General features: G+C 65.6%; 20 protein-coding genes. 7 read left to right on the top strand and 13 right to left on the bottom strand.

Translation table 11 applies throughout. The annotated features are described in order from the left end of the window. Positions 1-66: 66 nt before the first annotated feature. Entirely contained in the window at positions 67-3,990 is a 3,924-nt protein-coding gene (gene hrpA, locus ACFWO3_RS20625; RefSeq protein WP_378581239.1) for an ATP-dependent RNA helicase HrpA, read from the top strand. Positions 3,991-4,017: 27 nt separating this feature from the next. Here the strand turns inward: hrpA and nrdR are convergent, their stop codons facing one another. After that, complete coding sequence (gene nrdR / locus ACFWO3_RS20620) at positions 4,018-4,503, bottom strand: transcriptional regulator NrdR (RefSeq protein ID WP_378581237.1); 486 nt, start codon at positions 4,501-4,503, stop codon at positions 4,018-4,020. Positions 4,504-4,650: 147 nt separating this feature from the next. Continuing rightward, positions 4,651-5,145: a LysM peptidoglycan-binding domain-containing protein gene (locus ACFWO3_RS20615; RefSeq protein ID WP_378581235.1), complete on the bottom strand. Its 495-nt coding sequence runs from the start codon at positions 5,143-5,145 to the stop codon at positions 4,651-4,653. Between the two features lie 242 nt (positions 5,146-5,387). Here ACFWO3_RS20615 and lexA point away from each other — a divergent pair, with 242 nt between their 5' ends. Next, the gene (lexA, locus tag ACFWO3_RS20610) at positions 5,388-6,152 is read left to right on the top strand and encodes a transcriptional repressor LexA (RefSeq protein WP_378581233.1); all 765 of its coding nucleotides are present in this window, start codon (positions 5,388-5,390) and stop codon (positions 6,150-6,152) included. A 59-nt stretch (positions 6,153-6,211) separates the two neighbouring features. On the opposite strand, the gene ACFWO3_RS20605 is transcribed toward lexA, so the two are convergent. The 3 genes from ACFWO3_RS20605 to ptsP all read right to left on the bottom strand — a co-directional run bounded on the left by ACFWO3_RS20605 (position 6,212) and on the right by ptsP (position 10,484). Next, a complete protein-coding gene (locus ACFWO3_RS20605) occupies positions 6,212-7,354 on the bottom strand; it encodes an acyl-CoA dehydrogenase family protein (protein WP_378581231.1) in 1,143 nt (380 codons plus the stop codon). Between the two features lie 101 nt (positions 7,355-7,455). Then, positions 7,456-8,745 carry a uracil-xanthine permease family protein gene (locus ACFWO3_RS20600; RefSeq protein ID WP_378581329.1) on the bottom strand — a complete coding sequence of 430 codons (1,290 nt, stop codon included), beginning with the start codon at positions 8,743-8,745 and terminating at the stop codon, positions 7,456-7,458. Positions 8,746-8,813: 68 nt separating this feature from the next. After that, entirely contained in the window at positions 8,814-10,484 is a 1,671-nt protein-coding gene (gene ptsP / locus ACFWO3_RS20595; RefSeq protein WP_378581229.1) for a phosphoenolpyruvate--protein phosphotransferase, read from the bottom strand. 181 nt (positions 10,485-10,665) lie between these two features. On the opposite strand from ptsP, the gene ACFWO3_RS20590 reads away from it, so the two are divergent. Genes ACFWO3_RS20590 through ACFWO3_RS20575 form a run of 4 tightly spaced genes read left to right on the top strand, consistent with a single transcriptional unit; the run spans position 10,666 to position 14,788 of the window. Further along, complete coding sequence (locus tag ACFWO3_RS20590) at positions 10,666-11,433, top strand: DeoR/GlpR family DNA-binding transcription regulator (protein ID WP_378581227.1); 768 nt, start codon at positions 10,666-10,668, stop codon at positions 11,431-11,433. Beyond that, positions 11,430-12,419, top strand: coding sequence for a 1-phosphofructokinase family hexose kinase (locus tag ACFWO3_RS20585; RefSeq protein WP_378581225.1), 990 nt, complete (start codon positions 11,430-11,432; stop codon positions 12,417-12,419). The genes ACFWO3_RS20590 and ACFWO3_RS20585 overlap by 4 nt, the downstream gene beginning before the upstream one ends. Before the next feature lie 28 nt (positions 12,420-12,447). Then, a complete protein-coding gene (locus ACFWO3_RS20580) occupies positions 12,448-14,511 on the top strand; it encodes a fructose-specific PTS transporter subunit EIIC (protein WP_378581205.1) in 2,064 nt (687 codons plus the stop codon). Positions 14,512-14,530: 19 nt separating this feature from the next. Next, entirely contained in the window at positions 14,531-14,788 is a 258-nt protein-coding gene (locus tag ACFWO3_RS20575) for an HPr family phosphocarrier protein (protein ID WP_378581203.1), read from the top strand. Between the two features lies 1 nt (position 14,789). Here the strand turns inward: ACFWO3_RS20575 and ACFWO3_RS20570 are convergent, their stop codons facing one another. Genes ACFWO3_RS20570 through ACFWO3_RS20545 form a run of 6 tightly spaced genes read right to left on the bottom strand, consistent with a single transcriptional unit; the run spans position 14,790 to position 20,739 of the window. Further along, a complete protein-coding gene (locus ACFWO3_RS20570) occupies positions 14,790-15,812 on the bottom strand; it encodes a hypothetical protein (protein WP_378581201.1) in 1,023 nt (340 codons plus the stop codon). Positions 15,813-15,827: 15 nt separating this feature from the next. Further along, on the bottom strand, positions 15,828-17,240 hold the full coding sequence (hflX, locus tag ACFWO3_RS20565; RefSeq protein WP_378581199.1) for a GTPase HflX: 1,413 nt from the start codon (positions 17,238-17,240) through the stop codon (positions 15,828-15,830). A 58-nt stretch (positions 17,241-17,298) separates the two neighbouring features. Further along, positions 17,299-18,165 (bottom strand): diaminopimelate epimerase, encoded by an 867-nt coding sequence (gene dapF, locus ACFWO3_RS20560; RefSeq protein WP_378581197.1) that lies wholly within the window; start codon positions 18,163-18,165, stop codon positions 17,299-17,301. 14 nt (positions 18,166-18,179) lie between these two features. Further along, complete coding sequence (locus ACFWO3_RS20555; RefSeq protein ID WP_378581195.1) at positions 18,180-19,073, bottom strand: TrmH family RNA methyltransferase; 894 nt, start codon at positions 19,071-19,073, stop codon at positions 18,180-18,182. Next, the gene (gene miaA, locus ACFWO3_RS20550) at positions 19,070-20,023 is read right to left on the bottom strand and encodes a tRNA (adenosine(37)-N6)-dimethylallyltransferase MiaA (RefSeq protein ID WP_378581193.1); all 954 of its coding nucleotides are present in this window, start codon (positions 20,021-20,023) and stop codon (positions 19,070-19,072) included. Before miaA ends, ACFWO3_RS20555 begins: the two co-directional genes overlap by 4 nt. After that, positions 20,020-20,739, bottom strand: coding sequence for a hypothetical protein (locus ACFWO3_RS20545; protein WP_378581192.1), 720 nt, complete (start codon positions 20,737-20,739; stop codon positions 20,020-20,022). The genes miaA and ACFWO3_RS20545 overlap by 4 nt, the downstream gene beginning before the upstream one ends. Positions 20,740-20,877: 138 nt before the next feature. Here ACFWO3_RS20545 and ACFWO3_RS20540 point away from each other — a divergent pair, with 138 nt between their 5' ends. Then, the gene (locus ACFWO3_RS20540; RefSeq protein ID WP_378581190.1) at positions 20,878-22,236 is read left to right on the top strand and encodes a DUF349 domain-containing protein; all 1,359 of its coding nucleotides are present in this window, start codon (positions 20,878-20,880) and stop codon (positions 22,234-22,236) included. Positions 22,237-22,248: 12 nt separating this feature from the next. On the opposite strand, the gene ACFWO3_RS20535 is transcribed toward ACFWO3_RS20540, so the two are convergent. Together ACFWO3_RS20535 and miaB are read right to left on the bottom strand one after the other, a co-directional pair. After that, entirely contained in the window at positions 22,249-22,824 is a 576-nt protein-coding gene (locus tag ACFWO3_RS20535) for a hypothetical protein (RefSeq protein WP_378581189.1), read from the bottom strand. Beyond that, complete coding sequence (gene miaB / locus ACFWO3_RS20530; RefSeq protein ID WP_378581188.1) at positions 22,821-24,338, bottom strand: tRNA (N6-isopentenyl adenosine(37)-C2)-methylthiotransferase MiaB; 1,518 nt, start codon at positions 24,336-24,338, stop codon at positions 22,821-22,823. The genes ACFWO3_RS20535 and miaB overlap by 4 nt, the downstream gene beginning before the upstream one ends. Between the last annotated feature and the right edge of the window lie 75 nt (positions 24,339-24,413).

The raw sequence follows: 24,413 nt of genomic DNA, 5'->3' as shown, positions 1-24,413 counted from the left end.
GCGTGCGTTTCGGCGGCAAGAGGCAATCCGGTATTCGTTTGCGCAGCCGCCTAGACTGTCACCAGCATGTCTGAGCCACCACCGTCCGCCGAACGAGCACCGCACGCGCCGTCCCGTCGAGACCTGAAGAACCGCCTGTCCGGGGTATCCCTTCGGGACGAGAATCGACTTCGGCGACGCATCGACCGGGCCAAGACTCCGGACGCCTTCGACTCGATAGCAGCCGAGATCGACAAGGCCCGCGCACGGCTGAGTTCACGTGCCGAGAAGGTTCCGCAGGTCACCTACCCGTCGGCCCTCCCTGTGGCCGCCCGCAAGGACGACATCGCGAAGGCGATCGCAGAGCACCAAGTGGTCATCGTCGCGGGCGAGACCGGCTCGGGGAAGACCACACAGATCCCCAAGATCTGTCTCGAACTCGGACGTGGTCTCCGCGGCCTCATCGGCCACACTCAGCCGCGGCGCCTCGCCGCTCGCACGGTGGCCGAACGCATCGCAGAGGAAGTCGGCACCGACCTCGGCGACACGGTCGGCTACACGGTTCGATTCAACGACCAGGTGTCGGATGGCACGCTGATCAAATTGATGACGGACGGCATCCTGCTCGCCGAGATTCAGCGCGACAAGATGCTGCGCCGTTACGACACGCTCATCATCGACGAGGCCCACGAACGCAGCCTCAACATCGACTTCATTCTCGGATACCTGAAACAGCTTCTGCCCCGCCGACCCGACCTCAAGGTGATCATCACCTCGGCGACGATCGATCCCGAACGCTTCGCGCAACACTTCTCCACTGATGGAGTTCCCGCACCGATCGTCGAGGTCTCGGGACGCACCTTCCCAGTCGAGATGCGTTACCGCCCGCTGTCGATCGAGGTCGGCGACCAGGTCGTGGACCTGGACCCGGTCGACGCAGTGTGCGAGGCGGTCGACGAACTCTGCGCGGAAGGAGACGGCGACATCCTCGTGTTCCTCTCCGGTGAACGCGAGATTCGCGATACTGCGGATGCGCTCCGCGATCGCAGGCTTCGAAGTACCGAGATCGTCCCGCTCTACGCCCGGTTGTCGGCGGCCGAGCAACACAAGGTCTTCACTCCACATTCCGGACGCCGCGTGGTCTTGTCCACCAACGTCGCCGAAACTTCCCTGACCGTTCCCGGTATCCGCTACGTGGTCGATCCGGGCACCGCACGAATCTCCCGGTACTCGGTACGCACCAAGGTTCAGCGATTGCCCATCGAGCCCATTTCGCAGGCCTCCGCACGTCAGCGGTCGGGTCGGTGTGGGCGCGTGGCCGAAGGCATCTGTATCCGCCTGTACTCGGAGGAGGATTTCGAGGCCCGTCCGGCATTCACCGAACCCGAGATTCTGCGCACGAACCTGGCTTCGGTGATTCTGCAGATGGCGGCGCTCGGACTGGGCGACGTGGCTGCGTTTCCATTCGTGGAGTCGCCCGATCCCAGAGCGGTGCGGGACGGCGTCGGCCTACTCGAGGAACTAGGTGCCATAGAACGGGGTGCGACGGCCGAGGGCCCGGTTCTCACCGCGACCGGCCGAGAACTCGCCCAGCTTCCCGTAGACCCACGCATGGCGCGAATGCTCGTAGAAGGCCACCGAAACGGTTGTCTCGCCGAACTTCTCGTCATCGTGTCCGCGCTGTCGATTCAGGACGTCCGCGAACGACCGGCAGACCATCAACAGGCCGCGGACGAGAAGCATGCCCGATTCGCGGTGGAGAACTCCGACTTTCTCGCATTCACCAAGCTGTGGGAGTACCTCCACGAGCAGCGTAGGGAACTCTCCTCCAGCCAGTTCCGCAAGATGTGCCACAACGAGTTCCTGCACTGGCTCCGCATCCGCGAGTGGCAGGACCTGCATGGACAGCTTCGCCAGATCACCCGTGGACTAGGCTGGGAGGTGGGTGACACCCCCGCCACCGAAGCAGCGATTCACCAGTCACTGCTGGCCGGACTGCTGTCACACATCGGACTCCGCGAAGGCGAGAAGCGCGAGTTCCTGGGAGCCCGCGGTACACACTTCGCGATCTTCCCCGGTTCCACGCTCTTCAAGAAGCCTCCACGCTGGGTCATGGCGGCCGAACTTGTCGAGACATCGCGGTTGTGGGCCCGCATGACCGCACGCATCGAACCCGAATGGGCCGAAAAGTTGGCCCCGGGACTGGTCAAACGCACGTACTCCGAACCGCACTGGTCGACGAAGAGGGCGGCAGCCGTCGCGTACGAGAGGGTCACCCTCTACGGCCTGCCACTCGTCGCCAAACGCCCGGTCACCTACTCCAGCATCGACCCGGAGGTCTCCCGGGACCTCTTCATCCGGCACGCCCTCGTACAGGGCGAATGGCAGACGAACCACAAGTTCTTCCACGCCAACCGCGCACTCCTCGACGATGTGGAGGAACTCGAGAACCGCGCGCGAAGACGAGACATCCTGGTCGACGACGACACACTCTTCGACTTCTACGACAGCCGAATCGGGCCGGAAGCGGTATCCGCGAGGCACTTCGACTCGTGGTGGAAGAAGACCCGTCGAACCACACCGGACCTGCTCGACTTCACGCCCGACACCGTGGTCAACGCCGACGCGGCGACTGTCCTCGACGGCCAGTACCCGGACGCGTGGCGACAAGGCGAGATTCAGTTCCCCCTGATCTACCAGTTCGAGCCGGGCACCGAAGAGGACGGCGTGACCGCGCGCATTCCGGTTGCCCTGCTTGCGGGCATCCGTCCTGCCGGATTCGACTGGCTCGTCCCCGGAATGCGTGAAGACCTTGTCACGGCACTCATCAAAACCCTCCCGAAAACGCTTCGACGCCAGGTGGTTCCCGCACCCGATTACGCAGTCGCCGCGCTGTCCGCCGTGAAGCCGCGCTCGGAACCTCTCACCATCGCAATTGCCAGGGAACTGTCTCGTCTCGGTTCGTGCCGCATCACACCCGAGGACTTCGACCCCAGTGCGCTCCCCGATCACCTCCGAATGACCTTCGCCGCGGTCGACGAGGACGGCCGGGTCCTGGAACGCAGCAAGAGCCTCACCGGGTTACGGAACTCCCTCGCTCCCCGCGTGCGGGACGAGGTCGCCAAGACGGCAACAAGTTCCGAACGCCCACCGGCACTGGCCTGGACACCCGCAACCCTCGGCACACTGCCTGCCACGGTTACTCGCGAAGTCGCCGGGCAGAAGGTAGTCGGCTATCCCGCGCTCGTTCGAGAGAACGACGGAGTGGCGGTGCGAGTTCTGAGTACTGCAACGGAGCAGAAGGCGGCCAACCGGGCGGGCCTTCGAGAACTGTTGCTCGGCACGGTTCCCACTCGAACGAAAACGGTCGTGGCGGCCGTGAGCAACGCTCAGCGTCTCACCCTCGGACAGAACCCCGACGGGAGTCTCGACGCTCTCGTGGCGGATTGCCGAAACGCAGCTGCCAACGCACTGATCGATTCGTGGAAGGAACCGGTCAGAAGCCCCGAAGAATTCGACGCACTGGTCAAGACAGCCCGCGACACCCTGCCGCGCAACGCCTCGATCCTGCTACGACTCACCATCCCGGCCCTCGACAACGCGCACCGACTCGAGACAGTCCTCGCCCGCTCCCGCGGTGAAGCAGCCGAGGATGTTCGGGAACAGCTCGACACGCTTCTGTTCCCCGGCTTCGTGACCGAACTCGGCGTTGCCGGCGTGCGTGAACTTCCGCGCTACCTGGCGGCCGCAACGCTCCGACTCGAATCCTTGCCGGCGAGCGCCGACCGCGACCGCAAGGGAATGGACGTCCTCGATCGGGTCTATGCCGCTTACGAAAGAATGCTCGCGTCGATCCCGCCGGAGCGCCATCACGGTGCAGACGTCAACGCCGTGCACTGGATGATCGAAGAACTTCGAGTGAGTCTGTTCGCCCAATCGTTGGGCACGCCTGTGGCAGTGTCGGAGAAACGGATCCTCAAGATGATGGATGCCGTTGTGCGCGCCCGGTGAGGCACTGGCAATTCCGGAGAACGACGCTCAAGAATTTCGGCTCGTGCCCTCGGCTTCGGCCTTGGCTGCCTGATGTTCGCGGAGTTCCTTGATCTCGCGTGCGAAGTCGTCTGCCGAACTGAATGATCGATACACCGAGGCAAAGCGCAGGTACGCCACCTCGTCGAGGTCGCGCAGTGGACCGAGGATGGCGAGCCCGACCTCGTTACTGGGAATCTCGGCGGAACCAGACGCACGGACCGCGTCCTCCACCTGTTGCGCAAGCAGATTCAGGGCATCGTTGTCGACCTGACGGCCCTGGCAGGCACGGCGAACTCCGCGCACCACCTTCTCGCGACTGAACGGCTCGGTAACCCCACTGCGCTTGACCACGGACAGAATGGCCGTCTCGACGGTCGTGAACCTACGGCCACATTCCGGGCACGAACGACGCCTACGAATCGCCTGGCCTTCGTCTGCCTCACGCGAATCGACCACACGTGAATCAGGGTGCCGGCAGAAAGGGCAATGCATGGCGGTTCCTTCGTCGTAGCCGACGCGACCGCGACTTTCCGCAACGAATGCACGATGCCGACGCGACCACGCAAGGTGGTGTGACTGACAGCATTCGAGAATACTCGTTCGACTCACGACCTCACGCATGCAGCACCGAACGGGCCGTCAGCCCCGCAACGCAGGGACCACGAGACTCTGCCCCGCATGAACCGAGGAATTGGTGAGTGCATTCAGATCCATGATCCGGTCCACGATCTGCTGGGCCGGCACCTCGGGTGCGATTCGCTCGGCAACCTCGGTGAGAGACTCCCCCGCTCCCACCTGGACGACCTCGGTCGCTTCGGCGAGTGCAGCATCACCGGTGGCGGTGACCACGTACGCGACGGCACCGAAGCCGAGTAAAATCCCGGCCGTGACGAGCACAGTCGCGAGCATCGTGCGCCAACCAACGTCGATATCGACCGCACGATGATCTGCCTGCGAGACCCGCACGTGGTCCGCCATGTATCGCACCGCGCCCGAGTCCGGCCTGCGCTGGCCCCGCCGGCGATCCGCGATCCGTGGCTCACGAACCACATCCGGTCCGCGACCGTGCGCAGCGCGCCCCAAGTCGGTCTCTGCGTAATCCACCGCGCGCCTGCTGAGAACTGCGCTGCTCATCTGGTACCTCCGGTAGTCGATCACCCTGTTCGATCAGACGTTCGAAAGAACGTATGTTCGATTTCTACCACGGCGGTCCGACAATGTCGCCATTTCGAGCGACACGAATCGAACAAATGTTTGATAACGGCTGGAGAAGTCGCTAGATTCGTGGCAGAACGCACAGCATGCGCCGCTCGACGCCCACCACCCACCACCCACCACCCAGCACCCACGACCCCGCACCCACGGAGGCACGCAGCATGAAGGACGACAGCTCGCCCGAAGACTCGAACGCCGCAGGTTCGGCCGCAGGGTCGAGCGCGGAGCCGGCCCCGAATCCCGCCGAGCTCACCGACCGTCAGCGCCGTGTTCTCGAGGTCATTCGCGCGTCTGTCACCGAACGCGGGTATCCCCCGAGCATCCGCGAGATCGGCGACGCAGTCGGACTCACCTCCACGTCGTCGGTCGCACACCAGATGCGCACGCTCGAACGCAAGGGGTTCTTGCGGCGTGATCCCAATCGTCCCCGAGCGGTCGATGTCCGCGGGCTCGACGAGGTCGCAGCGGACGTGGCAGCCGGTGCTCAGCCACCTCGCCCCACCCTCGTCGCGCAGGCAACACCCGAGGGTGTCGACGCAGAAGTACTGCCCGAGCCCACGTTCGTTCCGGTACTGGGCCGGATCGCTGCCGGCGGACCGATCCTCGCGGAGGAGGCCGTGGAGGACGTGTTCCCACTTCCGCGCGAATTGGTCGGTCAGGGTTCGTTGTTCCTACTGAAGGTCGTCGGCGAATCGATGGTGGACGCCGCGATCTGCGACGGCGACTACGTCGCCGTTCGTCAGCAGAACGTCGCGGACAACGGCGACATCGTCGCCGCGATGATCGACGGTGAAGCGACGGTGAAGACTTTCAAGCGAAAGAACGACCAAGTGTGGCTGATGCCGCACAACAAGTTGTTCGACCCGATTCCCGGTAACGACGCAGTGATCCTCGGCAAGGTGGTCACCGTCGTACGCAAGGTCTGAATCACACATCGTGAAGGGCCGTCCGATCGGACGGCCCTTCACAATTTCCGGTCCGCAGATCAGAGATTCAGCCCACGGCCGATGATCTCCTTCATGATCTCCGTCGTGCCGCCGTAGATCGTCTGCACGCGGGAGTCCATGTATGCCTTCGCGATTGGGTACTCCTTCATGTAGCCGTACCCGCCGTGCAGCTGTAGGCATCGGTCGATCAGCCGCACCTGCGCCTCGGTGGTCCACCACTTCGCCATCGCAGCTTCCTGGACGGTGAGCTTCTCGGCGTTGAGCTGTTCGATGAACTTGTCCACCAGAACCCGGGCTGCGGTCGTCTCGGTGGCGAGTTCGGCCAGGACGAAGCGGGTGTTCTGGAAGCTTCCGATCGATTTGCCGAACGCCTTTCGATCGCGGCAGTACTGGATCGTCATGTCCAGGGACGCCTCCATGGCCGCGACGGCAACGACAGCGATCGACAACCGCTCCTGCGGCAAGTTCTTCATCAGGTAGAGGAAGCCCATACCTTCTTCGCCGAGGAGGTTTGCACCGGGAACCCGCACATCGGTGAAGGAGAGTTCGGCAGTGTCCTGCGCCTTCATGCCGATCTTGTCGAGATTGCGACCGCGCTCGAATCCCTCCATCCCACGCTCGAGGACGAAGAGGCTGAACCCTTGTGCACCCTTGTCGGGGTCGGTGCAGGCGACCACGATCACGATGTCCGCGTTGATGCCGTTGGTGATGAACGTCTTGGACCCGTTGAGGATCCAGTCCTCGCCATCGCGCACCGCCCGCGTCTTGATGCCCTGCAGGTCACTACCCGTGCCGGGCTCCGTCATGGCGATCGCACTGATCAACTCACCCGATGCGAAACCGGGCAACCAGCGCTGCTTCTGTTCCTCGTTGGCGAGATCGAGCAGATACGGGGCAACGACGTCGTTGTGGAGAGTGAATCCGATTCCACTGAACCCGCCCCGCGTGGTCTCCTCGGTGACGATCGCGTTGTACCGGAAGTCCCGGACTCCCCCGCCGCCGTATGCCTCCGGCACGGCGGTTCCGAGGTAGCCCTGCTTTCCCGCTTCGATCCACACACTGCGGTCGACGATGTTCTGTTCTTCCCACTGCGCATGGAAGGGCTCGACATGTTGGGTCAAGAACTTCCGGTACGACTCGCGGAAAAGTTCGTGCTCCGGCTCGAACAGGGTGCGATCCACGTCGGCTCCTCGTTGGGTTGGTTGTCGTGCAATGCCGCAGCCACGCAGCACTCACCTCGACCGTATGCCCGGTCACACTTCGGTGGGGAGGACCGAGGTGATCACGAATCGTGACCGGTGGACGAGCGCCCGACCGCGGCCAGTCTTCGCATGACGGGGTACGCCACCAGAATCCCCACCGAGCCCCAAGCGATGCCACCCAGTTCGACCGATCCGATCTTCAGAGACAGATCTCCGATTCCGGCAACCAACGCGGCTGCGACCACCGACAGGTTCACCGGGTCGGTGAAATCGACCTTCGCCTCCACCCAGATGCGCACACCGAGGACGCCGATGAGTCCATACAGAACCAGAGTCGCGCCACCGATCACCCCGTCCGGCACGGTGAATACGAGTGCGCCGAACTTCGGCGAGAACGCGAGGACTGCGGCGGTGGCGGCCGCAACCCAGTAGGCCGCCGTCGAATACACCCGGGTAGCCGCCATGACCCCGATGTTCTCCGCGTAGGTCGTGGTGCCCGAACCGCCACCGAGCCCGGCAAAAGTGGTTGCGAGGCCGTCCGCCAGCAGCGCGTCGCCGGCCACGTCGTCGAGGTTGCGTCCCGTCATTGCGGATACTGCCTTGACGTGTCCGACGTTCTCCGCGACCAGGACGATCACCACCGGCAGTGTCAACGCCATCACCGACCACTCGAACGTCGGCGCCCTGAAGTCGGGCAACCCAACCCACGCGGCCGCGCGCAATGCACTCGATCGCTCTTCCGCGACTCCACCGACAAGCGCGGCGAACACCCATCCGATGACCACGCCCACCAGAATTCCCAACCGGCCGAGCAGACCCGGCCCGACGACCGTCACCACGAGGATCGCGAGGAGAGTCACTGCGGCGATCAGCGGTTGAGTCTCGAACGAGTCGACTGCCGTGGGTGCGAGATTCAGACCGATGAGCATGACGACGGCGCCCGTGACAACGGGCGGCATGACGATGTCGATGAGTTTCGGTCCGACGACCTTCACGATCACGCCCACGAGGGCGAGAAGGACGCCCGCCGCCATCACGCCGCCGAGTTGCGCGGCGGGACCCGAGCCTTGAGCCGCCGAAAGCGGAGCGATGAACGCGAACGACGAACCCAGATAGCTCGGAATCCGCCCTCTGGTGATCACCAGGAACAGCGCGGTTCCGATGCCCGAGAACAGCAGCGTGGTCGTCACCGGGAAGCCGGTGATGGTCGGCACCAGCAATGTCGCCCCGAACATCGCAATGACGTGCTGCATCCCGATCCCGACAGTTCGGGGCCAACTCAGCCGCTCGTCCGGGGCCACCACCTCACCTGCGGTGATGCGCTTCCCGTCACCGTGAACTCGCCACGTGAACGGACCGGCCGTAGACATCTCTGTTTGTTGGACTGCCGGGGTCTCTGGTTCTGCCACAGCCGAAATAGTAAGCGCGTCCTGCAGAATTACGTTCCGCTCAGGGCCTCGAGTGCCGCCGATCGAGCGCCATCGGGTCCGTCTGCGGAAAGTGCGGCCTCGGCGGCCCGCTCGCACGCAGCCTTGGTCGTGGCGGAGAGTTTCGCACCCACACGTGAGACGGCCGCGGCCGCACACGACAGCGAGGTGACCCCCATTCCGGCGAGAACGCACGCCAGCAACGGGTCTGCGGCCGCTTCACCGCACACGCCGACGGGCTTGCTGGACCGTTCACCCGCATCCGCGGCCGTTGCGACGAGGGTGAGCACTGCGGGCTGCCAGGGATCGGTCAGTGCTGCCAATTCCGAGGACATGCGGTCCACGGCCATCGTGTACTGGGTGAGATCGTTTGTTCCGATCGAGAGAAAATCGACGTGACGCAACAGTCGGTCGGCATGCAACGCTGCGGCCGGTACCTCGATCATCGCGCCCGGCACCAGATCACGCGCCCGGACCAGGTCTGCGAACGAGGCAGCCTCCGCGACCGTGGCCACCATCGGCGCCATCACGGAGGGGCGGTTGCCTGTCCGGTCGGCAGCAAGCGCGATCGCATCGAGTTGACGCTCGAGGATGCCCGGTTCCTGCGCGGCAATGCGGATGCCGCGCACACCGAGAGCTGGGTTCGCTTCCGACCGGTGGTCGACGAATCGCAATGGTTTGTCCGATCCCGCGTCGAGTGTGCGAATCACGACCTTGTGGCGCGCGAATGCCTCGAGCACCTCGCCGTAGATCTCAGCTTGCTCCTCGACGGTCGGTTCGGTGTCTCGGTCGAGAAAGCACAACTCGGTACGGAAGAGTCCGATTCCTTCGGCTGCGGTTTCGGCGGCGGCACGCGCACCGGCGCCGTCCTGAACGTTGGCCAGTACCGAGATCGGGGCACCATCGCTCGTACGCCCGGGGCCTGCCCACGCCGCCACTCGCGCCGCCTCATCGGTGGCTGCCTGCACTGCGCTGCGTGCCTCGTCGGGGTCCGGGTCGACGACCAGCGTTCCGGCGGCCCCGTCGAGCAGTACGAGTTGGTCGGACCGAACCTGGTCCAGGTCACGCGCAGCGACCACGCAGGGAATCCCCAACTGTCTCGCGATGATCGCGGTGTGACTCGTCGGCCCGCCGAGGACGGTGACGATTCCGACGATGCGGGTGGGATCCAGACCGGCGGTGTCCGCAGGTGCGAGGTCCTCGGCGCACAGCACGGAGGGATGTGACGGAGCCGGAACACCGGGCTCGGACAGACCGGCGAACTCGGCCACGACACGGTCTCGCACGTCACGCAGATCGGTCACGCGTTCGGCCATCAAGCCCCCCATCTGTGTGAACAAGGTGGTGAACTGTTCGGTTGCGCCGACAGCTGCCTCGATCGCAGGCGCCCCGGCTCCGATCAACTTGTCCACCGCGCCGAGCCAACCCCGGTCCTCGGCGAGTGCTGCGTTGGCGCTCAGCACCTCCGCGGCTACACCGCCGGCAACGGCGCCTCGTTCCTTCAATCGCGCTGCCACCACGGCAGCCGCTTCTCGGAACCGAGATTTCTCGGCATCGCGCTCCGTCTCCGCGATCCTCGGCCCGCGCCCGTCCACTTCCGGTCGCGGCGATGCCCATATCGCAGGGGCGTAGGCGACGCCGGGCACCGCTGGTGTGCCGTCCACGGCAACGACTCGGGTCATGGGTCCTCCTGAACTGGCTTTTCGCTACTACGGACTGCGGTGTCCGAATCGAACGACTGTGATGTAGATTACGCATCCGTATTGACATGTCAACACATTCGGGCGTAAAACAACATAAGCCAACATTTTCTGTGATCGGGCACACAGCCCCCGCTCGCTGCGAAAACGAAGCCGGAGAACCGTGTACCAAGAAGAACGCCAACAGTCGGTGGCCACGCTCATCACCCAGCGTGGTCGCGTCTCCGTCATGGATTTGGCGGACCGCTTCGGCGTCACCACGGAAACCGTGCGACGCGACCTGGCGGTACTCGAGCGACTCGGCCACATACGACGGGTTCACGGTGGCGCGGTGCCCACCGGCTCGGTGACCGTCGGCGAACCCGGCCTCACCGAGCGAGACGGCACGCGCGCCGAACAGAAGGATCGAATCGCACGGGCGGCCGTCGCTTTCCTCCCCCCGCCCGGAGGGAGCGTGCTGTTCGATGCCGGCACCACCACCTCGCGCATGATCACCGAACTTCCGGCATCACCGAATCTCACCGCCGTGACCAACTCCGTTCCGATAGCCGCCCGACTTGCCGCATCGAGCACGATCGACCTCCAACTCCTGGGTGGACGGGTCCGTGGCGTGACGCAGGCAGCCGTCGGCGCCGAGCCGTTGCGCGTGCTCGGCACCGTGCGGGTGGACGTTGCGTTCGTGGGGACCAACGCACTCACCGTGGCGCACGGGCTCTCCACCCCGGACCCCGACGAGGCAGCAGTGAAGCGAGCCATGGTCGAGGCGGCCAGAACCGTTGTGGTCACCGCGGATTCGTCGAAGATCGGCCGCGAACATCTGATCAGCTTCGCGCCCATCGGCGCAGTCGATGTTCTGGTGACCGACTCGGACATCGAACGCGCAGACAGAACCGAACTGGAACGACAGGGAATCGAGGTGGTGATCGCGTGATCGTCACGGTGACGGCGAACCCCAGCATCGATCGGACGGTCACTCTCGACGACCGTTTGCAGCGCGGAACGGTCCTGCGCGCCGCAGGGTCCTCGAACGATCCCGGCGGCAAAGGTGTGAACGTCTCGCGCGCGCTCGCCGCGGCGAATCGCGACACGATCGCACTCCTTCCTGGTAATCCCGACGACCCGCTGCTGACTGCCATGACAACTGCGGGAATCACGTACCGCGCTGTGCCCACCTCCGGCCGTGCACGAACCAACATCACAGTCACCGAGCCGGATGGAACCACGACCAAGATCAACGAGCCCGGTCCGGCGACTCCGGAGTCCACCCTGCGTGCCATGGAGGCGGACATCGTCGCTCTCGCACAGAACGCACAGTGGGTCGTCCTCTCCGGATCGCTGCCGCCGCTCGTGCCGGCAAGCTGGTATGCCGACGTTGTCGTCACTTTGCGATCCGCACTCACCGGCACGCAGTGCAAGGTTGCCGTCGACACGTCCGACGCACCGCTCGCCGCCCTCGCAGGACGTTTCCCCGAGTCGGCGCCGGACCTGATCAAACCGAACGGTGAAGAGCTCGCCCACATCGCCGGAATCGCACCGCACCTCCTCGAATCCGATGCACTGGCAGGTGACACGACTGCCACCGTCGACGCCGCCCGTCAGCTTCTGGCCGACGGAGTGGGCGCCGTCCTCGCAACTCTGGGAGCTGCCGGCGCGGTGCTCGTCACCCCTGCGGGAGCATGGCGGGCGACCGCGCCACGGATCGTCGCGCGCAGCACGGTGGGCGCTGGGGATTCCTCTCTCGCCGGCTATCTCGCGGCGCAACTCGACGGCGCAGACCCCGCTACGTGCCTGTGCACCGCCGTTGCCTACGGCAGCGCCGCGGCCTCGCTACCGGGGACCTCGGCACCGAGCCCCGAACAGGTCGATGTCGACTCCGTCGTCGTCACCGAACTCGCACCCGCAACCGACCTCGCCTGACCTCCTGCCCGAGCGCGAAGGAATCATCATGTCCCCTACGGTCTCCGACCACGATCCGGCTGTCATCACCGATGAGCTGATCTCTCTCGACACGGACCTCGGATCCTCGAAGGACGAGGTCGTCAAGGCACTCTCCGCCCGCCTCGCCGAGAAGGGCCGAGCGACCGACGCCGCCGAACTCGAAGAGGCAGCCCTCGCCCGAGAAGCACAGTCCGCCACCGGCCTCCCCGGCGGCATCGCCATCCCACACTGCCGATCGGCTGCCGTGACGAGCGCCTCCCTGGCCTTCGCCCGGCTCGATCCGAAGGTCGACTTCGGAGCACCGGACGGTCCTGCGGACCTGGTGTTCCTCATCGCCGCCCCGGAAGGCGGCGGTGCCGAGCACATGAAGCTGCTGTCTTCGCTGGCCCGTGCACTGGTGCGCCCCGACTTCGTCGGCTCGCTCCGCGAGGCATCCTCCAACGCCGATGTGGTGGAACTCGTCAACGGCGTACTCGCACCGTCACAGCCGAAAACACCGGCGAAGACCGCAGAACAGGCCGCTCCGGCCGTACCCGCGAGCGAGACACCGGCGAAGGAAGCCCGTCGTCGCATCGTCGCGGTCACTGCCTGCCCGACCGGCATCGCCCACACGTACATGGCCGCCGACGCTCTGAAAGCCGCCGGTGAACGAGCCGACGTCGAGATCGAGGTCGAGACACAGGGTTCGAGCGGGAGCACGCCACTCTCCACCCAGGTGATCTCCGACGCGTCTGCGGTCATCTTCGCAACGGACGTCGGTGTGAAGGGCAAAGAACGCTTCGCAGGCAAGCCCGTCGTGGCCTCCGGTGTCAAGCGAGCGATCAACGAGCCCGACACGATGATCGCCGAGGCCGTCCACGCAAGTCGGACCCCTTCTGCGGCAACGGTCGACAACGCCGCATCGGCTGCCGGAGAAGACGAAGACACCGGTTCGGTCGGCTTCGGCACCCACCTCCGGCAGGTATTGCTCACGGGCGTCAGCTACATGATCCCGTTCGTCGCGGCCGGTGGACTGCTCATCGCTCTCGGGTTCCTCCTCGGCGGATACGAGATCTCCGATCCGGCAGAAGGGATCGTCCTCGACAACTCGCTCGGAAACCTCCCCGACGGCGGACTTCGCATCTACCTCGGCGCGGTGCTCTACCAACTAGGCAGCCTCGCATTCAGCTTCTTGGTTCCCGCGCTCGCCGGTTACATCGCATACGCGATCGCCGACCGCCCTGGCCTCGCACCTGGTTTCACGGCCGGTGCCGTCGCCGTGTTCGTAGGCGCCGGATTCATCGGTGGTCTCGTCGGCGGCCTGATCGCCGGTGTCGTTGCGCTCTGGATCGGACGAATCAAGGTTCCGCACTGGTTGCGCGGCCTCATGCCTGTCGTGATCATCCCCCTCTTCGCCACCCTCGTCGTGGGTGCGCTGATGTTCCTCGTACTGGGCCGTCCTCTGGCCGCAATCACCAGCGGGCTCACGAACTGGCTCGGCGGATTGTCCGGTAGTTCGGTCGTCGTCCTCGGCGTCATCCTCGGTCTGATGATGTGCTTCGACCTCGGTGGACCGGTGAACAAGGCTGCCTACGCGTTCGCGGTGGCAGGACTCAATGTCAACGATGTCGCGACGCTGCGCATCATGGCCGCGGTCATGGCCGCCGGCATGGTGCCACCGCTTGCCATGGCCCTCGCCTCGACCGTCCTACGGCCCCGCCTGTTCAGCGAGGCGGAGCGCGAGAACGGCAAGGCCGCCTGGCTTCTCGGTTCCGCGTTCATTTCCGAAGGTGCAATCCCCTTCGCCGCGGCCGATCCGTTCCGTGTCATTCCCTCGATGATGGCGGGCGGAGCGGTCACCGGTGCTCTGGTGATGACGTTCGACGTGACTCTCAGCGCACCACACGGCGGCTTCCTGGTCTTCTTCGCGATCACGAACTTCCTGTGGTTCGTTCTGGCCATCGCCGTGGGAGCAGTGATCGGCGCCGTACTCGTCGTCCTGGCAAAACAATTCGTTCGCAAGAAGCGCCCGGCAAACACCGAGATCGAAACCGATGTCCACAAGGACGTCGTCGTCGCCCAACCGAGCTAGACCGAAGAAGGAGAACACCATGCCCAACAAGACCGTTGCCGTCGGTTCGTCGATCGGCTTGCATGCACGCCCCGCCGCCGTGATCGCCGACGCAGTCGCCGAATCCGGTGTACCCGTCACTCTCGCAGTCGCCGACGGTGAACCGGTGGACGCCGGATCGGCCCTGTTGATCATGACTCTCGGCGCAACGCAGGGCACCGAGGTCATCGTGGAGACCGAGGACGCAGAGACTCTCGACAAGGTCGCCGCGCTCGTGGCGGCCAACCTCGACGCCTGATTCAGGTCCAGCGCGACCGTTGCCGTCGGCGCACGAGAATCCATCCGAGTACGCCGGCGACTACGACAACTCCACCCGCAGCCCACGCTGTCGCCGATTCGGTAACGGCAGAGGCGTCCGGATCGGTGTCGCCGGAGTCCGGTCCGGCCACGAAATCGACCGCTCCGCGCAGTATTTGGACCGGCGGCAGTGGTCCGCCATTGGCTTCCGAGGCGATCAACAGATCGCCGTCCTCGGTGAAGGCCACGGCTTCGCCCTGCGGCTCGGTGGGCAACGGGACCCGCACCGGCTCGACTGTGGTGAGAGCCTCCCCCACCTCGCCGTCCGACACCGGAAACAGATAGACGTCCGAGTAGCTCCGCACCGCAGCAACTTTCCCGTCGGCCGACACGGCGCCGCCGGTGAACATGATCGAGCCGATGGCGCCCGGCTCCTGGGTCGCAGACACGTCGAGGTCGCCGATCTTCTCGAGAGGTGTCGGCCCCGGAGTGGCCAGATCGTCCACGCTCGCACCGCCGACCGGTCGATAGACCCCGCTGGCGCCCAAAATGTCCTTGGTCACGATCAACGGAACGCCGTCGGGCTGCAGGAGCAAGGTCTCGGCGTCGTGTGGGCCGTCCGGGTAGGTCAGCCGATGGAGTTCCCCCGCGCCCGACTCCTGATCCATCCTCGTCAGCGCGACGGTCTCACGACGACGGTTGTTGTCGCCGGTATCACTCAACCAGAGAGCGCCGTCTCTCGCACTCAGGTCCTCGACGTCGTACGGATCCACTGGCACTGGAATCCATTCCGATACCGCACACGAGGTGTCCATCACCGCGACCGCGTCGTCCGAGCCACTGTCGCCGATTGCGAACAGCCGATCGCCCGACGCGACCAGGCCGGAGAGCTCGCCCAATCGCGGATCGGCCGGTGTACACAACGTTTCGAAGGCCGGCGCGGTCGGGTCGGTCGATTGTGCGGCGGCAGGTGCCGCACCGAGCAACACCAGGGACGCCGACAGGAGCGGCACGGTCTTGTGCATGTTCGGGCTGCGCTCCTATGCGCTGTGTGCGTACTCGACGAGAGCGGAGGCGAGAGCTTCCGGAACGCGGGCACGGACCCGCGTTCCTTCCTCGTCGTGTGTCGAGGTGAGAATCTGCCCATCGGAATGGATTCGGGCCATGAGGTCTCCGCGGGTGTACGGCAGCAAGACGCTGACCTCTACCTCCGGCCGCACCAGAACCTCGCTCAGCAACTCCCGAAGCTCGGAGACGCCCTCACCTGTTCGCGCCGACACGAATGCGGCACCCGGCAGAAGTCCACGCAACTGGGTGAGCGCGACGGGGTCGGCGGAGTCGATCTTGTTCACGACGATCAGTTCGGGCGGCGCCGGGGCGTCGGTCTCACGAACGACATCGGTGACGACTTCGCGAACAGCCTTGATCTGATCCGTGGGCAGCGGATCGGATCCGTCCACCACGTGCAGCAGCAGATCCGCGTCCGTGACCTCCTCGAGCGTGGAACGGAACGCCTCGACGAGCTGCGTCGGAAGGTGCCGCACGAATCCGACGGTGTCGGTGAGGATGTACTCGCGGCCGTCGTCGAGCGCTGCCCGGCGGGACGTGGGGTCGAGTGTTGCGAACAGTGCGTTCTGAACGAGAACACCCGACCCGGTCAGCGAGTTGAGCAAGCTCGACTTGCCTGCGTTGGTGTATCCGACGATGGCCACGGACGGGATTTCGCTACGCACGCGCCTCGTCCGCTTCGTGTCGCGGGCCGCCTTCATTCCCTTGATCTCGCGGCGCAGTTTCGCCATGCGTTCGCGGATGCGACGCCGGTCCGTTTCGATCTTCGTCTCACCGGGACCACGCAGACCCACGCCGCCGTTGCTGCCGGCACGACCGCCGGCCTGCCTCGACATGGATTCACCCCAACCACGCAGGCGCGGGAGCATGTATTCCATCTGCGCCAACGCCACCTGCGCCTTACCTTCGCGTGAGGTGGCGTGCTGGGCGAAGATGTCGAGAATCAGCGCGGTCCGGTCGATGACCTTGACCTTCACGATCTTCTCGAGCGCGGTGAGCTGTGCGGGTGTCAGCTCACCGTCGCAGATGACCGTGTCGGCACCGGTGGAGAGCACTACCTCGCGCAGCTGCTCGGCCTTGCCCGAACCGATGTAGGTGGCGGCGTCCGGTTTGTCGCGGCGCTGCACCAGTCCTTCGAGGACCTCGGATCCCGCGGTTTCGGCGAGCGCGGCCAACTCGGCCATGCTCGACTCCGCCTGCTCCGCGGATCCCTGGGTCCAGACACCCACGAGGACGACACGCTCGAGCCTCAGCTGGCGGTACTCGACCTCGGTGATGTCGGTGAGTTCGGTGGAGAGTCCGGCAACGCGCCGCAGCGCACTGCGGTCGTCGAGTTGCATTTCACCGACCGAAGGTGACTGTTCGAATTCGTCTGTGTTCGTCATACACCACCATGATCCCACGGATCATCGGCAGTGTGCACCTTCTTTACCTGCGGCGAACTCAGGCGAGCTGTGCCCACCAGCGCTCGTCGAGCACTCCGGTCGCGACGAGGCGCGACGGGCCACGCAAGGTGGCTCTCTCGCCCGTGTAGCCGACCGTCACTTCACCACCCGGCACTCGCACGCGCACGTCTCCCGAGCCCGCACCCTCATGACGCAACGCAGCGACAGCGGCGGCGACCGTACCGGTCCCGCAGGACCGCGTTTCACCCACACCGCGCTCGTGGACGCGCATCCTGACGGCGCCGTCCACCAACGGGGTGAGAATCTCGATGTTCACGCCTTGGGGAAAGAACCCCGGATCGAATCCGGGAGACACGGTGAGGTCGAGGGCGCCGAGCGCCGTCTCGGTCAACGCCTCGACGCACGCCAGATGCGGATTGCCGACATCGATACCCAGCCCTGTGAACACTCGACCGTCGACTGTCGCAGTGCTGGTGCCGAGCTCGTGCACCACACCCATGTCGACGGTGACGTCCCCCGCCCAGCTGTCGAACTCGTGGACCGTGACCGGCCGCGCACCCGCACGGGACCCCACCACGAACTCGTCTCGCTGCTCGAAACCGCCTGCACGGAGGTAATGCGCGAACACCCGAACCCCGTTGCCGCACATCTCCGCGATCGAACCATCGCTGTTGCGGTAGTCCATGAACCAATCGTCGCCCGACAAACCGTCGGGCACGTCGGGCAGCACCCCGGCGTCCGTCAGTGCCCCGACACGCGCTACCCGCAGCACACCGTCCGCACCGAGCCCACGCTGGCGATCGCACAGGGCGGCGACCCGCTCCGGTGTCAGATCGATCCGCACGTCGAGGTCCGGAAGTACGACGAAGTCGTTCTCCGTCCCGTGCCCCTTGCTGAAATCCATGACAGTCAGCCTAACTACGTGGCGCGAACCGCGCCGCGCCGCCGCTGCCTGGCTATTTCGTACAAGCCGACGGCACCCGCCGAAGGCGCCCCCAGCGAACTTGCCGCACCGCCCATCGGGATGTTCACGACGACGTCGCAGGCCTGCCTCCACGCCGCGCTCATTCCGCGCGTCTCGTTGCCCACGACCAGCAGCGTGCCAGAGGTGAAGTCGTGATCGTCGATCACAACCGAACCGTCCTCGTCGGTCCCGACGACGGTCAGTTCGGTGCCGTTCTCCCCGAGAGAGTCCCGCATGGCCAGTACCTCCTCCACGGAGGACACCGTGATCACCGGAAGCGCGAACAAGGACCCGGTGGAAGCCCGCACCGATTGCGGATCGTAAGGATCCGCGCCGTGTCCGACGACCACGACGGCGTCGGCTCCGAACGCGTTCGCCGTCCTGATCAGCGTTCCCAGGTTGCCTGGTGAACTCGGCCGGTCGAACACAACCACGAGGGGGTCTTCGCCCGGGCGCAGATCACGGAGTCGGGGATGCCTCGTCTTCGCCACTGCGATCAACTCCGGCGGGGTCCCGTCTTTCTCACCGAGTTCCGCCATGAGGCCCGCGCTAACCCCGACGTGTTCGACGCCGCCGAGTTCGGTCCGTTCTCGCGCCCACTCCGACAGCTGCGGTCCGCCGACGCGGTGAAGGAGTGCCTCGATCGGCCAGTCGTGTTCGAGTGCCACGTTGATCGGCCGTACCCCCTGGATGAGGAATCGGCCTGCGCGCGAGCGCTTCGTCCGGTTGCCCAGGAACGACTCCCACTGCTGGAACCTGGCATTGCGGGTGGTGACGAGAAGCTTCCCCGCTCCTGCACCGCTCCGGGACTTCGTTGCCGGTCGTCGAGCTGGTTGCCTGCGGCTCATTCGTCTCCTTCGACGGCGTTTCGGGTCAGGGCCGCGTCGGCCTGCAACGCAGCCGTCAGAAGCTGCGGATCGTCACCGTCGACCCATTCGATGCGTGGATCACGACCAAACCAGGATCGCTGCCTGCGTACGTATCTTCTCGTACCGATGAAGGTTCGCTCCCGCGCCTCGTGCAGGTCGTATTCCCCATCCAGGTAGGCCAGCACCTGGGCATATCCGATGGCACGCTGGGCGGTGACTCCTTCGCGGAGACCTGCGTCGATCAGCTCGTGTACCTCCGCGACGAGACCCCGCTCGAACATGAGCTCGGTACGCAGCCGGATACGTTCGTCCAGCGTCTCGGTGTCGCGATCGACGCCGATGATGTGGGTACCCCATCGCGGATCGCCGATCTTCGGCGCTGACGCGGCGAAAGGCTGCCCCGTGATCTCCACCACTTCGAGTGCGCGAACGATGCGGCGCCCATCGGTCGGCAGAATCGATGCGGCGGCAGCGGGATCCACCTCGGCCAGCTTTCGGTGTACCGCGGCCACACCACCTTCGACCAGGACCGCCTCCCACTTGGCGCGAACCTCGGGATCGGTTGCCGGAAAAGCCCATTCGTCCAGGAGAGCCTGCACGTACATCATCGAACCCCCGACGATGATGGGCACCGCACCGCGCGCCGTGATCGCTTCGACGTCACGGGCCGCGCTCTCTTGATACGTCGCCACGGTGGCCGTCTCGGTCACGTTCAGGACGTCGAGTTGATGATGGGCTATGCCGCGGCGCTCGCTCGGCGGCAGCTTCGCCGTTCCGATGTCCATTCCGCGGTAGAGCTGCATTGCATCGATGTTGACGATCTCGCCGCCCCAATGCTCGGCGAGGTCGAGGGCGAGGTCCGACTTTCCCGTCGCGGTGGGACCGACGATCGCGACCGGGTTGCTCGGACGAGCATCCGCGTTCGTCACCGCCACCACATCCCCACGTGGTAGCCGACTCCGTACGGTGCCCCCGTGTACTCGGTCGATGTTCGGGTCGGTTCCGCGTCTGCGAACACCCCTGCCAGGATCTGCCAGGCGACGCGGCCCCCGATCCCGAACCTCCGGGCGGTGTCGGGTTCCAGCCCTTCGAGCAGGGCCGACCGCCCACCCGCCAGTGCCTGATCGATCCTTGCCTGGACGGGTTCGGAGGCCGGGTCGAATGCACCGGGCGCCTTCGGGGTGAGCGTGTTGGCCCCGTCTCCGATCACCAGGAGGCCACGTGGGCGCTCGTCCCGGTCCAGGGCGCCGCGCAACCTCTCCCCTTCGGCAACGCAGTCCGCGGGCATCATCGCCTCGGTGAACAGTCGCACCTCCATGTCGACGCTCGTGGCGTACGCACCGCGCAACCACCCCGCGACGAGTGCGGCCAACGGCAGTTCCGGGTCGACTTCGGAATCGGAGCCGCCACCGAACGACACCTCGACGTCCGCGCCGTAGCCACGAAAAGTTCCCCTGGCCGGCGAACTGAACGCTTCCGTTCGTGCCCCCACACCGATGGCCGTCCACGTGGTCGACTCGGCTGCGAGTGCACTCACGACACGGCCCGCAGCGGCCCGCAGCCCCGCTGTTTCGCCCACGCCCCGACCGGCCAGCTCGGGGACGAGAAGCGGCGGAGACGGTACGAGGGCAGCGGCGACGAACACGATGGCAACGCTAGCGGACCGTGATCGGTCGGACCCTGCCCGTCTCCTCTGATTCAATAGTGATCAAGACCCATTCCGGGTTGAATGGAGCGGGAACGCGATCAGGCGGCCGTGTCGCGCGGCAGAGATGAGGAACCGATGACCGACAACGCACACGTCACTCCCACCCCCAAGCCTGGCGCGCCCAAGCCCGGAGCACCCAAGCCCGGCGGTCCGAAACCCGGAGCTCCCAAGCCCGGCGCCGCAGCCCACATTGCGCCCACTCCTGTCCCCGCCGTTGCCACGAGCGATCCCAGCAAGTTCGGCCGCGTCGACGACGACGGCACCGCATGGGTCAAGACACCCGAGGGGGAACGGCAGATCGGCTCCTGGCAGGCTGGGGACGCCGCCGAGGGGCTCGCTCATTTCGGTCGTCGATTCGACGACCTCGCCACCGAGATAGGTCTGCTCGAAGCGCGGCTGACCTCGGGCGCCGGCGACGCGAAGAAGACAAGGGCTGCTGCCGTGGCCCTGGCAGAGTCGCTCCCCACTGCCGCGGTGATCGGCGACATTCCAGCGCTCACCGCACGGTTGGACACCGTGATCGCCGAGTCGGAAGTGGCGGCAGAGCACGCGAAACAGGAGAAGGAACAGTCGCGGCAGGAACACACTGCTCGCAAGGAGGCGCTCGCCGCCGAGGCCGAACAGATCGGTGCCGAATCCACACAGTGGAAGGCTGCCGGCGACCGACTGCGCGAGATCCTCGACGAGTGGAAGACCATCCGGGGCGTGGACCGCAAGGTGGACGACGTGCTCTGGAAGCGGTACTCGAAGGCTCGGGAAGCGTTCAATCGACGCCGCGGTGCCCACTTCGCCGAGCTCGACCGTGAACGTGCCAGTGCACGGGAGAAGAAGGAAGAACTGGTCGCGCGAGCCGAGTCGATGTCCGATTCCACCGATTGGGGTGGCACTGCGGCGGCGTTCCGCGAACTCATGGCCGAGTGGAAAGCTGCGGGCCGCGCCCCTCGCGATGCGGACGATGCGCTGTGGAAACGGTTCAAGGGCGCTCAGGACGTGTTCTTCGGTGCCCGCAACGCGGTCGCCTCGGAGCGTGACGCCGAGTTCGAACAGAACGCGATCGCCAAGGAAGCCCTGCTGAAGGAATCGGGCGACATCGATCCCGCCAAGGACGTCGATGCGGCCCGTGCGGCACTTCGCGAACTACAGGAAAAGTGGGATGCGATCGGCAAGGTCCCGCGTGAGCGGATGCACGATCTCGAAGGGAAGTTACGCGCCATCGAGAAGCGAGTGCGCGAAGCCGCCGACGCCGAGTGGCGCCGCACGGACCCCGAGGCTCTGGCCAGGGCCGCCCAGTTCCGAGAGCGCGTCACGCAGTTCGAGGAGCAAGCCGCCAAGGCCACCGCCGCAGGCAAGCAGAAGGACGCCGAAAAGGCCCTTGCTCAGGCGGCGCAGTGGCGCGAGTGGGCAGAGGCCGCCGAGAGCGCCGTCAACGACTAGAACGCAGAACGGCTAGACGGTCCAGTCGCCGCGTTGCTCCGCTTCGGCGGCAGCGACGCGGCGCTGTTCTTCGGCTGCCAACTGGAGCGCGGTTCGACTCCACACCACCTTGAGCCAGTGGAACGTGAGCACGATGGCCGCGATCCACCCGAGTACGAGACCGATTCCCGGACCGGACAGTCCTGCATCGGTGGGGACTGTCTGCCGGGCCCAGATCGAGAGCATTCCGAGAACCACCGACACTGCAGACCCTGCGAGCGCCGCCCACGCGAGCACCCACCTGCGGGTGACGAGCGCGAGCATCGAGGCGATCACTCCGAACACCACGACCAACCCGACGAAGATGCGTGACGGGACTTTCACCAGTTCGTCGCGGGCGGCGTCGCCGTCGACGAGAACTTCCCATCCGTTCGCACCGCCCGCGTGCGGAAGGCTGAGCGAGGCGAGCAGGATCAGCACGAGCACCGCGACCACGACTGCACGCGCACCTGGATCGATCTCACCGGCCACCTTGCGCTCGGCGGCGTCGAAATCCTTCCGGTACCCCTCGATGGGATCGGCGTCGTGGTCTCCGCGCTGGTCGCTCATGCGCTGCATCCCATCTGTGCGGGTAGTGGGTCGGGCGCGCCGACCTGTGGAAGTCCGAGGCCGACCCCGATCGGCGGGGTCTTGGGTGTGATGCCCTTCTCGAACGAGTCACCTGCGCGGGTGCGCCGGTGCGTTCGGATCTCTCCGTCGGCGACCAGGTGGTGCGGGGCCGCAGCGGTGACCGTGGTGGTGACGAGATCACCGGGTCGCAGAGAACGGTCGATGGCGCCTTCCTGGCGGAAGTGGACGAGCCGGCCGTCGCGAGCACGTCCGCTCATTCGTGCGGTGGCGGCGTTCTTCCGCCCCTCTCCGGCGGCCACCAGGAGTTCGACCTCCTTGCCGACGAGCTTCCGATTCTCGTCGAGGGCGATCTCTTCCTGCAGCGCCAGCAGACGGTCGTAGCGCTCCTGCACCACGGCCTTGGGCAACTGCTCGTCCATGTCGGCGGCGGGTGTGCCGGGCCGCTTCGAGTACTGGAACGTGAACGCACTGGTGAAACGGGCTTTCCGCACCACGTCGAGGGTCTCCTGGAAGTCCTCTTCGGTTTCGCCCGGGAAGCCGACGATGATGTCGGTGGTGATTGCGGCATCCGGCATGGCGGCGCGCACCTTCTCGATGATTCCGAGGAACCGGGATTTGCGGTACGAGCGGCGCATCGCCTTGAGCACGCGGTCGGAACCCGACTGCAACGGCATGTGCAGTTGTGGACACACGTTCGGGGTCTCGGCCATCGCCTCGATGACGTCGTCGGTGAACTCCGCCGGGTGGGGCGATGTGAACCGCACCCGCTCGAGTCCCTCGACCTCGCCGCAAGCCCGAAGAAGTGCGGAGAACGCACCCCGGTCGCGCGGCTGCTCGGGGTCCGCGAACGACACCCCGTATGCGTTGACGTTCTGGCCGAGCAGGGTGACTTCGAGAACACCCTCGTTCACGAGTGCCTGTACCTCGGCGAGGATGTCGCCTGGTCGGCGGTCCACTTCCTTGCCGCGCAGAGCAGGCACGATGCAGAACGTGCACGTGTTGTTGCATCCGACCGAGATCGACACCCAACCGGCGTAGGCCGACTCACGTTTCGCGGGAAGAGTCGACGGGAACGCCTCGAGCGACTCGAGGATCTCCACCTCCGCCCGCTGGTTGTGACGCGCGCGTTCGAGCAGTGCGGGCAGCGAACCGATGTTGTGGGTTCCGAACACCACGTCCACGTACGGCGCCTTCTTCACGACGACATCGCGGTCCTTCTGCGCAAGGCATCCGCCCACAGCGATCTGCATCTCGGGGTTGCGTTCCTTCGCGGGAACCAGCTGGCTGAGGTTGCCGTAGAGCTTGTTGTCCGCGTTCTCACGGACGGCGCACGTATTGAAGACGACGAGATCTGGAGCCTCCCCCTGGGTGGCCTTCGTGTATCCGGCGTCCTCGAGCAGACCCGACAAACGTTCCGAATCGTGCACGTTCATCTGGCAGCCGTGGGTGCGCACCTCGTAGCTTCGGCGGGTATTTCGGTCGATCGTGTCCACCCCTCCAGGGTACGGCCCGGCCCCCACCGCACTTCCAGCCCCGTTCCCCTGCCGGCTGCCCGCCGTAAAGTTTCC

The organism is Rhodococcus sp. NPDC058521 (assembly GCF_042719695.1).
Lineage (GTDB): Bacteria > Actinomycetota > Actinomycetes > Mycobacteriales > Mycobacteriaceae > Rhodococcus_F.
This window is presented reverse-complemented; position numbering and strand designations above follow the sequence as displayed.